The sequence below is a fragment of the Microbulbifer aggregans genome (assembly GCF_001750105.1).
Classification (GTDB): Bacteria; Pseudomonadota; Gammaproteobacteria; order Pseudomonadales; family Cellvibrionaceae; genus Microbulbifer; species Microbulbifer aggregans.
In genome coordinates, this window is the sequence record NZ_CP014143.1 from 1,847,771 (window position 1) to 1,859,900 (window position 12,130).

The 12,130-nt window shown below is 56.9% G+C and carries 11 protein-coding genes and 1 tRNA gene; all 12 read left to right on the top strand.

Annotation, left to right across the window (positions count from 1 at the left end):
- The first annotated feature begins 39 nt into the window (after positions 1–39).
- The 12 genes from tpiA (at position 40) to AUP74_RS08140 (ending at position 11,923) form a co-directional block, all read left to right on the top strand.
- Positions 40–777, top strand: coding sequence for a triose-phosphate isomerase (gene tpiA, locus AUP74_RS08085; protein ID WP_069947135.1), 738 nt, complete (start codon positions 40–42; stop codon positions 775–777).
- Between the two features lie 99 nt (positions 778–876).
- Positions 877–1,308 (top strand): preprotein translocase subunit SecG, encoded by a 432-nt coding sequence (secG, locus tag AUP74_RS08090; RefSeq protein ID WP_069947136.1) that lies wholly within the window; start codon positions 877–879, stop codon positions 1,306–1,308.
- Between the two features lie 12 nt (positions 1,309–1,320).
- Positions 1,321–1,406 (top strand) — tRNA-Leu (locus AUP74_RS08095).
- Between the two features lie 325 nt (positions 1,407–1,731).
- A complete protein-coding gene (locus AUP74_RS08100) occupies positions 1,732–2,241 on the top strand; it encodes a hypothetical protein (protein WP_069947137.1) in 510 nt (169 codons plus the stop codon).
- Between the two features lie 2 nt (positions 2,242–2,243).
- Positions 2,244–4,349, top strand: a complete 2,106-nt coding sequence (locus tag AUP74_RS08105) for a tetratricopeptide repeat protein (protein WP_083260871.1) — start codon at positions 2,244–2,246, stop codon at positions 4,347–4,349.
- Positions 4,346–7,516, top strand: coding sequence for a tetratricopeptide repeat protein (locus tag AUP74_RS08110; RefSeq protein ID WP_226999918.1), 3,171 nt, complete (start codon positions 4,346–4,348; stop codon positions 7,514–7,516). Before AUP74_RS08105 ends, AUP74_RS08110 begins: the two co-directional genes overlap by 4 nt.
- 81 nt (positions 7,517–7,597) lie before the next feature.
- Positions 7,598–8,173, top strand: coding sequence for a tetratricopeptide repeat protein (locus AUP74_RS08115; protein WP_069947138.1), 576 nt, complete (start codon positions 7,598–7,600; stop codon positions 8,171–8,173).
- 2 nt (positions 8,174–8,175) lie between these two features.
- Entirely contained in the window at positions 8,176–8,499 is a 324-nt protein-coding gene (locus AUP74_RS08120; protein ID WP_069947139.1) for a hypothetical protein, read from the top strand.
- Positions 8,500–8,589: 90 nt separating this feature from the next.
- Positions 8,590–9,369: a MotA/TolQ/ExbB proton channel family protein gene (locus tag AUP74_RS08125; protein ID WP_069947140.1), complete on the top strand. Its 780-nt coding sequence runs from the start codon at positions 8,590–8,592 to the stop codon at positions 9,367–9,369.
- Positions 9,369–9,959, top strand: a complete 591-nt coding sequence (locus AUP74_RS08130) for an ExbD/TolR family protein (protein ID WP_069947141.1) — start codon at positions 9,369–9,371, stop codon at positions 9,957–9,959. Before AUP74_RS08125 ends, AUP74_RS08130 begins: the two co-directional genes overlap by 1 nt.
- The gene (locus tag AUP74_RS08135) at positions 9,956–10,543 is read left to right on the top strand and encodes an ExbD/TolR family protein (RefSeq protein WP_226999919.1); all 588 of its coding nucleotides are present in this window, start codon (positions 9,956–9,958) and stop codon (positions 10,541–10,543) included. The genes AUP74_RS08130 and AUP74_RS08135 overlap by 4 nt, the downstream gene beginning before the upstream one ends.
- Before the next feature lie 9 nt (positions 10,544–10,552).
- Positions 10,553–11,923, top strand: a complete 1,371-nt coding sequence (locus tag AUP74_RS08140) for an AgmX/PglI C-terminal domain-containing protein (RefSeq protein ID WP_069947143.1) — start codon at positions 10,553–10,555, stop codon at positions 11,921–11,923.
- Positions 11,924–12,130 lie beyond the last annotated feature (207 nt).

The following is a 12,130-nucleotide window of genomic DNA, read 5'->3' on the forward strand; positions in this document are numbered from 1 at the left end:
GCAATGTCGCTAAGATTTGCGCCCCTTGAAGGAGCACACATGCGTAAAACGCTGGTAGCAGCCAACTGGAAAATGAACGGCAGCCGCGAGTTTGCTGGCCAGTTTTTCAGGGATTTGGATCTCAATGGGGTCGATTGCGATGTAGCATTTTGTCCCCCATTTCCATATCTGCCGATTGTGGCAGATCTGCTGCAGGAAGCGGGGCGTCCGAGTGTGTCCCTTGGGGCGCAAAATGTGAGCGAGCGCGAAGCCGGCGCATTCACCGGTGAAGTGAGCGCTGCGATGCTGAAGGATTTCGGTGTTCGTTACGTGATCGTCGGACACTCGGAGCGACGCAGCCTTTTCGGTGAGACCAGTGAGCTGGTGGCCCAGAAATACGTTGCGGCTAAAGAAGCTGGGCTGGTGCCCATTCTCTGTGTTGGCGAGACCCTGGAGGAGCGCGAAGCATCGCGGGCCCTGGAGGTCATCGGTAGCCAGTTGGATGCCGTGGCCGAGCTGGCCGTGGATGATTGCTGGAAGGGTGCGGTTGTCGCCTATGAGCCGGTCTGGGCCATAGGGACCGGAAAGACCGCCACTCCGGAGCAGGCGCAGGCTGTACACGAATTTATTCGCGGGCGCTTGGGTGCCGCGGGTGAGGAAATGCAGATTGTCTACGGCGGCAGTGTAAAATCTGCCAACGCGGCATCGCTCTTCGCGCAGCCGGATATTGATGGCGCGCTGGTTGGAGGGGCTTCCCTCGATGCAGCGGAGTTCGCAGGCATCTGCCGGGCGGGCTGATTGGCGCAGCCAAGTTGGCGCAAAATGCATTGCCACCGAGGTGGTGTGCTGAGAGAATACTGAAAACGGGCTGCGGCCCAGATAGCGGGTTTCCTGAAAATGGAAAAGTTGGTTTTAATTTTTCACGTCCTGACAGCCCTGAGCATCATCGGGCTTATTCTGCTTCAGCAGGGCAAGGGCGCAGAAGCCGGTGCCTCTTTTGGTGCGGGTGCTTCACAGACCGTATTCGGCAGTCAGGGTAGTGGTAACTTCTTCTCCCGCATGACCGCCATTATGGCCACCGTATTTTTTGTAACCAGCCTCGGTTTGGCGGTGCTGGCAAAGCAGGGCGCCGATACCGATATCGACGCTGACCTGCCGCAGGCTCCGGCGGCTGTTGAGCAGCCTGGTCCTGCTGAAGAAGTTCCGGCTCTGGAGAGTGATGTGCCGCAGCTGGACGAGATGCCAGAAACCCAGGCGCCTGCAGTCGACGAAATCCCCCAGGCTGTAGAGGGTGAGTCTGAAGAAGTAGAAGAAGGCGACCAGCAGTAACAAGTAGTTTTAGCCCAGGTGGTGGAATTGGTAGACACGCTATCTTGAGGGGGTAGTGCGCTATGCGCGTGCGGGTTCAAGTCCCGCCCTGGGCACCAAATACAAGGCACTCGACATCGAGTGCCTTTTTTTTGTCTTAAATTTGCCATTCCGCACATTCCTCACGCGAGTTGAGTCGCAGTGGGCAGGTATCTTCTGTTAGGGCTTGTCTCCAGAAGATAAAGTTCGCCCTGTGATGATCTCGTATCCGCACTTTACGCCTTGGCGTGGAATTGCGGAGATATGACTTGCCTCACATCTGGTGGCGCGTGGATTGAAATACAATCCACACTCGCACAGTCCCCCTGTATAGGTTTTTAAGCGGCTATCACGGTCGCGATTCCCCGACGTCCACCGCTAGAAGTAGGGCAAGAGGTAGAAAAAATGTTCCGAATTCTACAGTTAACCTTTTTGATGCTGTCGGCGTCGCTGGTGTTTGCGCAGTCAGTCAGTCGCGATGAAATCCGAGGCCTGGATGAGCAGATTCAGGATGCCAAGAAAGATGTGATCGAGCTGACTGCCGAGCTGACTCAGCTCGAGGAAAAGCTCCTCTTTCCCTCCAATACTCAGGCAGCCTTTTTCGTTTCCCTGCCCAAAGAGAGCAATTTTGATCTCGAGGCGGTGGAGCTGAAGCTGAATAACGAAGTGGTGGCCCATCACCTTTACACCTTCCGAGAGCTGGAAGCATTGCGGAAGGGTGGGGTGCAGAAAATTCACACAGCCAACGTGCAATCAGGCAATCATCCACTGGAGGTCAGCTTTCTCGGGAAGTCGGCGTCCGGTCGCGAGCTGCGGGCCACTGCCACACACACAGTGGAGAAGCGGGTCGGGCCCGCATTTGTGGAGATTGAAATCGCTGGAGAGCAATCAGCCATCAGCTTCAAGGACTGGTAATCATGTTTGAGAGGCTGGTCTCCGCTCCCGCGATCATGAATCGATCCGCCGGGACCGTATTGCGGTCGTTAGCACCTGTTGTGGTGCCCATGATGTTGGCTGCACCGGCTGCCGCTGTGGATCGCAGTGAAGACGCATTGCGGGATCTCTTTTTCGGCGCCGCGATGTACGAGGCTCACCAGGAAGAGTTCTTTGATGCGATCGTGACGCTCGATACGGAGCTCAATCAATATCGCAGGCTGGATGAGCCTGAGCTCGATCCATTCTCCGCGCATTTTGGTCAAGCCCAATTCTCGGTAGGCGATCTCGAGCTTTCCTATCGGATGCACCGCGAGGCGGGGCGTGCCATCGAAGCCGTGTTAAAAGGCAATGTGCCCCAACCGGTTAAAAACGAGGCAGCCTATCGGCTGGCCAAAATTCACTATCACAAGCAGCAACCGCGAAACGCACTGCACGCTCTCGAAATGATCGAGGGGCAGGTGCCTGAGCGGGTTCGCCCCGAAGAGCAGTTTCTGCGCGCCCGGGTTTATATGGAGCTCGGCCGCTTTGAAGAGGCGGTGGCGTTGCTTCGTGACCTCAAGGGTGAGTCCCGGCTCGAGGGCTTTGTCGAATTTAACCTGGGAATCGCACTGCTGAAGTCCGGTGATGCGGAGCGCGGTGTGCGTGAATTGACCGCGCTGGGCAAGGAGCGCAGCTCTGACCCGGCAAAGCAGGCGCTATACGACAAAACCAACCTGTTACTGGGTACCTACTTGATGGACGCCGGCAAGCTGGAGCTGGCGCGCCCCTATTTTGACCGCGTACAGCTTGAGGGGCCCTTCTCCAATAGGGCTTTGCTGGGGGCTGGTTGGGTGGAGGCCCGGGCTGGTCGCTACGACCGCGCGCTGGTGCCCTGGAAACTTCTGCAATCCCGTCAAACCACTAATGAAGCGGTGCAGGAGTCCATGCTGGCGGTGCCTTACGCGTATGGCAAGCTGGACGTACACAGTACAGCGGCGATCAATTACGGTTTTGCGCTGGACAAGTTCGGCAATGAAATCGATACGCTCACAGACTCCATTGTGAGTATCCGTGAGGGCAAGTTCCTCGAGGCCCTGCGCCGCAAAGAGGCCAATCAGGTGAAAAACTGGGTGGTAACCCTGCGGGACATCCCCGGGGCCCCGGAAACCCACTACCTACTCGACCTGATGGCCTCCAATGACTATCAGGAATTCCTGCGCAACTACCGCGATTTGAACGATCTGTTTGAACGCAATTTAAGCTGGTTGCAGAGCCTGACGGCCTATGAAGATATCATCGGTTTGCGCAGGAGCTATTATGAGCCGCTGCTCCCAGGGTTGGATCAGAAGTTCCGACAGTTAGATGCACGAATTCAGATGCGCGTTGAAGAGCGCGATAAGTTCGCAGCCCGTATCGAACAGATGCTAGTCACCCGCCGTCCCGAATACCTGGCCTTTGCTGAAGAACAGGCTGCACTGGCAGAGCTCAAGCAATTGCGGTCGCGCACCCGCAATCAGGTGGTTGGTGAAGAGTCCCTGCGCCGGCTTGAGCGCCTTGAAGGGGTGCTGCAATTCCGATTGGCGACCGAATATGACGCGCGACTGACAGAAGCCTACAAGCACCTGGAGCAGCTCAATGTCGAAATTGAACAGCTGCAAACCGCCTACCAGTCCTATGTCCGTAGTCGTCAGGCAGCCACACACAGCTACACCGGCTACGACGATACCATTCGCAACTTGCGCGCGCGTCTGAATCAGAGTCAGACCCGTCTCGATATGCTGATGGCCCGTCAGGGTAAAATGCTGGAGACCCTGGCTATTGACGAGCTGGAGCGGCGCCGGGCGCAGCTGGAGAGCTACCAGATTAAAGCGCGTTTCGCGTTGGCAGATAGTTATGACCGGGCCAATGAGCTACAGGAGATGCGGGAAGATCAGCGTAAAGTCGAAGCTCTGCAAAAAGCTGCGGAAATCGTGGTAGAGCAAGATTCGAATGAAGTTGAGCTAGGTGTAGAGCCGGGTTCTGAAGACGATGAGCAGCTTCCACAGGACAACCCGCCTGAGCTGGATGCACCGGCTGCAAGCGAGCCGGAACAGGAGGTTGCGCAGTGAAGCCGGCCAGGATTTCCCCATTGACCACGGCGATTCGCGCGAGTGTTCACCGTGCAAACAGTATTCTAACCGTCGCTGCGCTGGGCTTGCTCGTGCAGGGCTGCGCGGTTAACGACCGCAACACCATTGGCAGCCTGCAGAGTGTCGAGATTGAGGTCAAAGAAGAGTACATCGACGGCAGTCTGGAAAAGGCGCTAGCCAGCTACCAGAAATATCTGCAAGAGACGCCGGAGAGTGCGCTCACGCCAGAAGCGATGCGACGCATCGCCGACCTGAAGATCAAGCAGGCCCACCGCACCGAGGCTGCCTCTCTTGCGGGGAGCACAGCTCCGTCAGGACAAGAGAGAGCTGAAGGGGGGGCTTCCCCTGAAAGTGCCGCAGAGATCGCTATTTCGCGCGGTGGTCGTTCCGATTCCCCAGCTTTGTCCGCTCCTGAGCCGACATCTGTCCCGCTGGGTGTAAGCAGTGCCGCGTCGACCGCTTCTGCGGGAGCCGCGTCTACCGAGTCCGATCGAGAGTTCGAGCAGCGCGCCAGTGGTGCGGTCGACATCGAGGCTGATTCTGCCCCTGTGCAGGCGCCGGGCGATTCCGAAGCGGTGCTTGCGGCCAACGCCCGCGAAGCCATCCAGCTATACGAGGAATTGCTGGCCAAATACCCACTTTACGACCGTAATGATCAGGTGATGTATCAGCTGTCCCGTGCCTACGAGGAAACGGGACAGGTCGATAAAGCTGTGGATGTACTACGCCAAATGGCCGCCAAGTACCCCGGATCACGCCATCTGGATGAAGCGTTCTTCCGCCTTGGCGAATACTACTTCACCCGGAAAAAATATCTGGATGCCGAAGAGGCGTACGGCAAGGTTATTGAAATGGGCCCCGCTTCCAGTTTTCACGAACTGGCGCTTTATAAGCGCGGCTGGGCCCTGTTCAAGCAGGATATGTACGAGATGGCTCTCGACGACTACATGGCCATGCTGGACTACAAGTTGTCGGAGGGTTATGACCTCGACCAGCAGACCAACAAAGTCGAGAAAAAGCACATAGAAGACACTTTCCGCGTGATCAGTCTCAGCTTTTCCTATCTTGGGGGCGCTGAATCGATCGTCGATTATTTCAATCGCAAAGGTGGGCGGAGTTACGAGTCGCATATCTACAGCCACCTGGGTGAATACTACCTGGTGAAGCGCCGCTATCAGGATGCGGCAGAGGCCTACAATACTTTCGTTGAGCGTAACCCGCTGCACCGCGAGTCGGCGGACTTCTCAATCCGCGTGATCGAGATCTACCAGAAGGGTGGCTTCCCCCGTCTGGTTCTGGAGTCGAAGAAGACGTTCGCCAATACCTATGCGCTGGATGCGGAGTACTGGAACGTATTCGATATCAACGAATACGGTGAGGTGGTGGAGTTCCTGCAGGCCAACCTGATCGACCTGGCCAGCCACTATCATGCCGCCTACCAGGATAAGCGCCTCAAGGACAAGAAGGCAGAGCATTACCAGGAGGCAATTCACTGGTACCGCGCTTACCTCGCCTCTTTCTCCGATCAGCCCCGGGCTCCGGAAATCAATTACCAGTTTGCCGGCCTGATGCTGGAAAACCGGGATTTCCTCGGTGCCGGTAAACAATATGAGCGTACCGCCTACGAGTATCCGCAGCACAAGAATTCCAGTGAAGCTGGTTATGCAGCGGTCTACGCCTATCGCGAGCATCTCGATACGACATTGAAAGATGCACCTGCTGCGAAACGTGCACCTATGCAGCGGGAAATCATTCGCTCCTCACTGCAGTTTGCGGAGACTTTCGAACAGCACGAGAAGGCGCCCCAGATTATGGTGGGTGCTGTCGAAGACCTCTATTCTCTGCGTGACTATGAGCAGACCGTAGCCAATGGTCACCTGTTGCTGGAGCGCTTCCCGCAGGCAGAGCAGGGCATCCGTCGCTCGGCATGGATTCTGGTTGCGCACGGCTCTTTCGACACCGAGGCGTACCCGGAAGCGGAGCAGGCCTACGGGCAGGCGCTCGCCCTGACTGCGCCAGACGCCAAAGACAGAATGGATCTGGTCGATAACCTGGCCGCATCCATCTATCAGCAGGGTGACCTTGCTCGCAAGGAAGAGAATTACCAGCTGGCGGCAGACCACTTCCTGCGTATCCGCAAGGCTGCTCCCGGTGCAAAGCTGTTGGCTACGGCCGAGTATGATGCTGCCGCGGCCCTGATTACCCTTGAGAACTGGACCAAGGCAGCTGCGGTGCTCAATGGTTTCCGTCAGCATTTCCCCGAACACAAGCTGATCCGGGAAGTGACGAAAAAGCTGGCGGTGGTGTATCAGGAGAGTGGCGAGCTGCTGCTGGCTGCGTCGGAGTTTGAGCGCATCGAGCGGGAGTCTGACGATGATGATGTCCGTCGTGAGGCATTGACGCAAGCCGCAGATCTGTACAAGGCTGCAGACCGCAGTGATAAGGCGCTGACTGTGTTGCAGCGCTATGTGGAACTGTTCCCCAGACCGCTGGAACCAGCGATGGAAACCCATCAGCGGATCGCAGATCTGCATAAGGATGCTGGTGCTCAGTCACAATACCGCGCTCAGCTGGAGCGGATGGTCAGAATTGAACGAGAGGGCGGGGCAGGAAGAACGGATCGTACTCGCTACTTGGCCGGTAATGCAGCGCTCGTCTTGGCAGAACCAAAGTTTGAGGCATTTACTGCGATTTCACTGGTGTCGCCGATCAAGCAGAATCTGGATCTGAAGCGCACTAGGATGAAGGCGGCCATCGATGCGTATACCAACCTGATTGATTATCAGGTTGCCGATGTGACGGCAGCGTCGACGTTTTACCTGGCCGAGATCTATCTCCACTTCAGCCGTGCCCTGCGCGACTCCGAGCGCCCCACCAACCTCTCAGCACTCGAGCTGGAGGAGTACGAATTGGCGCTGGAGGAGCAGATCTATCCGTTCGAGGAGCGGGCGATCTCTGTCCACGAGAAAAATATCGAGTTGCTCGGTATGGGGATCTACAACCGCTGGATCCAGGACAGTATTGCCAAGCTGGCGGGACTCGTACCGGCTCAATACGCCCGGGCTGAAGAAGTGGGTGAGTATATGCCCTCTATCGTGCCACGGCCCGAGCCTGAAGAGGTCGAGGCGCCCGCAGACGAAAGTTGAACATGGGTAGACCGGTCTTTTGGATTCTAGGCCGGGATCTAGTGATAACAACAAAGGTTAGTCATGCAGTCAGTTTCAAGAATGCTGATTAGGCTGGTATCGGTAGGCCTGATCGCCACCATGCTTGCCGCCTGCTCCGGTGCACCGCAGAAAGCGGGTGGTCGAGTTGTGGATCCTTCCACTGTCAGAGTGTCCGGTTCGGTTGAACGTGATTTTGACCGCGCGCTGGAGCTTTTGCGCGGAGAGCGCTATCCGGAAGCGATCGAACTACTGCAGGATATTGTTCAGCGCGAGCAGCGCCTCCCTGCGCCCTATATCAATCTGGGGATTGCCTACTATCAGTCCGGCGATGAAAAGCACGCCGAGGAGAGTCTGCTGCAGGCCCTGGAGGTTTTCCCGAATCACCCTGTTGCCGCGAACGAGCTGGCAGTGCTCTTCCGCCGGCAAGGGCGTTTTGAGGAAGCACGTGAACTGTTTGGCAATGCGCAGCGGCAGAATCCTGACTACGCACCACTGATCAAAAACTTCGGCATATTGTGTGACCTGTATCTGCAAGATCCCCAGTGCGCTCTGGCACAATTCGAGCGTTACCTGCAGTTGGAGCCCGAAGACAAAGACGTCCCGATCTGGGTGGCCGGCTTGAAGCGGAGAATCTAATAATGAGTTGGAAGACTGGTCCAGTAATCAATGTACTTGTCCTCGCTCTTGGCTTGCCCTCCCTTGCCCCACTGGCCGCATTCGCCCAGGAGTCGAGCGCAGCTGAGAAGAAAGTCGATAGCGACGTGAAGGAGCTTTCCGGTATTTCCATTATCGGTAACAAGGAGGCGCCGAAGTCGCTGTACATTGTGCCCTGGAAGAGTTCCGAAGTGGGAGTGGAGAGCGAACTGGTTTCCAGTCTGATGGACGACAAGTTACAGCCGCTGGACAAAGAGGTTTTTTCCCGTGAGCTTGAGTTCTACCGCTTGAGTCTTTCCGAAGATTGATGGTTTCACCAGGCTTAAGCGAAGGCCTGGAGGCTAAAACAGAATTTTAATCTACGCGCAGCTACTGCAGTTTTTCTAAGAGGGTTTGTAATGGATTTCTTCAACAGCGTAATCGCTTTCTTCCAGACTGGTGGTGCGTTCATGTACCCCATTCTCGTGGTGTTCGCCCTGGGGGCGGCGGTCGCTATCGAGCGCTATATCCGCCTGGTCTATGAGCGCCACACCAACCGCTCCATGTGGGACAAACTGCAGCCGGTCCTCAATTCCGGTGACTTTGATCGTGCGCGTAACCTGGTCAAGCAGGACAACTCCGGTGTGAGCAAGCTGCTTGCGATGGGCCTCGCCCGTCAGGGTGCAGTGCGCCGTCGTGAAGACATCGAGATTGCGATGGAAGAGAGCATGATGGAGATCATTCCGCAGCTCGAGAAGCGCACCCCCTATGTCGCACTCTTCTCCAATATTGCAACGCTGCTCGGCCTGCTGGGTACCATTATGGGCCTGATCGAGGCCTTTACTGCGGTAGCCAATGCCAACGCGGCAGAAAAGGCCGACCTGCTGTCAGCCAGTATTTCTGTGGCGATGAACACCACCGCCTTCGGCCTGATGGTCGGTATTACCCTGCTGATCATCCACGCGCTGCTGAACTCGCTGACCGGTGAGATCGTCGACAGTCTGGAGATGGTGTCCGTGAAGGCACTCAACATCATTTCAATTTCCTCTCGCCGTCGCCGTGACGTAGAAGCTGAAGAGAAAACCGGCAAGGCTGCTGAGAAAGCCAAAGGTGAAGAAAGCGTAAAAGAGCCGCATGCCGAGGCCAGTGGCGCCGCCGCTGAGGCGAAGAAGGGCGAGCAAGCACTGGATAACGCGTGATGAGAAGGCGTCGCCACGGAAGAAGTAAAGAGGCCCCGGAGCTCGATATTACCGCCTTCCTGAACCTGATGGTGGTGCTGGTTCCGTTCCTGTTGGTCTCTGCAGTGTTCTCGCGAGTCACGATTCTGGAGCTGGATATGCCATCCGGTGCCGGTGGCGGGACGCCCGATGATCCCACCGTGACTGTTGAGGTTGTAGTTCGCCAGGACGCTCTGGAAATCAGCGATGGTGAAAAGGTTATTGCAAGGTTTCCAAACCTGGGCGGCAGTGAGGAAGAATCGGCCGAAGAGCCAGCTGCAGACGCAACTATGGCCGCCGAGGATGGGCAGGCTGTAGAGCTTCTCTCTACCGAGCAAGTCTACGACCTGAACAAGTTGAGCCAGTTCTTGCTCGAGGTAAAGGCCAGCTACCCGGAAAAGACAGACTCCATCATTTTGATGGAGCCGGATGTGGCCTACGAACATCTGGTTGGGGTCATGGATGCGGTGCGCGGAACTGAAGTGCGCGTAGAAGATGCCGATCCGGAGGACCCCGAAGCGGTGGAGCGGGTTGAGCTGTTCCCGGATATTTCTTTAGGAGATGCACCGTGAGACATGAAAGCCGCCGCATGAAGCGTATGGCCCGCAGTCGTCGCCGCAAGACACCGGGCATGAATCTGACCTCGCTGATGGACGTGTTCACCATTCTGGTGTTCTTCCTGCTCACCAATACGTCCAGTAATGAAGCGCTGGAGCCCCCAAAGGTCATTACGCTTCCGGATTCCGTTGTGGAGTCCAAGCCCCGGGAGACGGTGACGCTGATGGTGACCGAGGAGGAGATCCTCATCGAAACCAATCCTGTCATTGCCACCAGCGAAGTACTGGCCAGTGAAGAGACGGTAGTTGAGGCCATTAAGCAGGCCATGCTTGCGGAAATGGACAAGGCGATTACCCAGGCAAAGATTAATGCCCAGCTGGAGGCCGGCATCGCGGCCGCAGCATCCGAAGAGCCTGAAGGTGAGGCTGTTGAGGTGGACGCTGCTGGTGAAGAAGAGCCAATTTTGCCACCTGAAGTAAACATTCTTGCCGACCGTACCATTCCATTCAGCTTGCTGAAGAAGGTGATGTCGAGCTGCACCGATGCCGGTTATACCAAGGTCTCGCTGGCGGTCATTCAGAAAGCATCTCAGGGTTAGTAGAAGTCTGTGACTAATTTTCAGCAACAACAGCGCGCCGTAAAGGATGAGCTGGAGATCGTTCGCCGCCGTATCGCTGCGCTCGAAGAAGAGCAGGCGCAGATTGATGCGGAGCTGGCGGTTCTGCATGAAGAGCAGGCCAAGTATGACCTGCTCAGCGAGATCTCCGAGCGCCTGGGCAAGCTGGAGGATATGGATGCCGGGGAGCTGTTCTGGGCCGAAGGGTACCGGGAGGGCGTATCCCAGCACACGATTGAGCATATCCATCGAGCAGTCAGCGTCCATAATGCCAGCCTCGACCTGCTCCAGGATCAGCGTCGCCGGGTGCACGAGCAGATAGAGGATTGCGAGGACGAGGTATTCGCGCTTGATGAGCGGGCAGATATTATTCGCCGCGAGGCGGAGGAGTCCCAGTTTGAGTTCGAGGTCACCCGTGACCTGGAGCTGAGTGATGGCCGTATTGCGGTCATGCCCTGGCACAAGAATGGCGAGGACGAACGCCGTTTCCGTCTGTGCCTGCTTGCTTCACTATTGCTGGCTCTGATGCTCGGCTACCTGGTGCCGCTCTGGCAGGTGCCTGAGCCGGAGGACGAGGTAGTGGAGATCCCCGAGCGCCTGGCAAAGCTGGTGATCGAGAAGAAAACCAAGCCCAAGCCACCGCCCGAGCCGGAGAAACTGAAGCCGAAGGAAGACAAGAAGCCTGAACCCAAGCAGGAAGTTGCCAAGGAAGAGCCCAAGCCCAGCAAGGCCGAGCAGAAGCCGGCGCGGAAGAAGGCTGAGCGGGCCGGTGTGCTGGCCTTCAAGGATAACTTCCAGGACCTGATGCAGGATGACCTTGACAACCGCCTGGGTGAGCGTACCCAGCTGAGCACCGCGGGTAAGAAGGAGAACCGCAGCCAGCGCTCCCTGATTACTGCGCAGGCAAAAGCGGGCAGTGGTGGTATCAACACCGCAGAGCTCAGCCGCAATGTGGGTGGTACAGGGACAGCGCTTGCAGGCGTCGCCTTTACCCGTGTTGAGAGTGGTATCGGCAGTGAGGGAGACTTTGCCGGTGAGGATCGTCCTCTCAGCGATGGTGTGGGCCCGTCCCGGACGGACGAGGAAATTCAGATTGTCTTCGACCGCTACAAGGCAACGCTCTACCGGATATACAACCGCGAGCTGCGCAACAACCCGGCGCTGCAGGGGCGTATGGTGCTGAAAATCACCATCGAGCCGGATGGAACCGTATCCATGGCCAAAGTTGAGTCGAGCGATATGGACTCACCGGCGCTCAACAGCAACATCGTTGCCCGGGTGAAGCGCTTCAACTTCGGGCCGAAAGCGGGCGTGCCGACGATTACGATTCTCTATCCAATCGACTTCCTGCCGGCAGCCTAAGCTGCGGAGCAGGGCCGGCCGGGGCAATGCCCCGGCCGGTGTTCTTCAGGCCAGCTTACGCTCAAATAGATCGTTTTTTGGCCTGGGACGACCTTTCTTAAGAAACTGCCTCAACTTTCCCTGAGAACTGATTGGCAGCCCTCCAAAAAATCCCTCCTGAGCAGAGTATTTATGACCTGCTTCACGGCCCATTTTTCGCCATCCCGT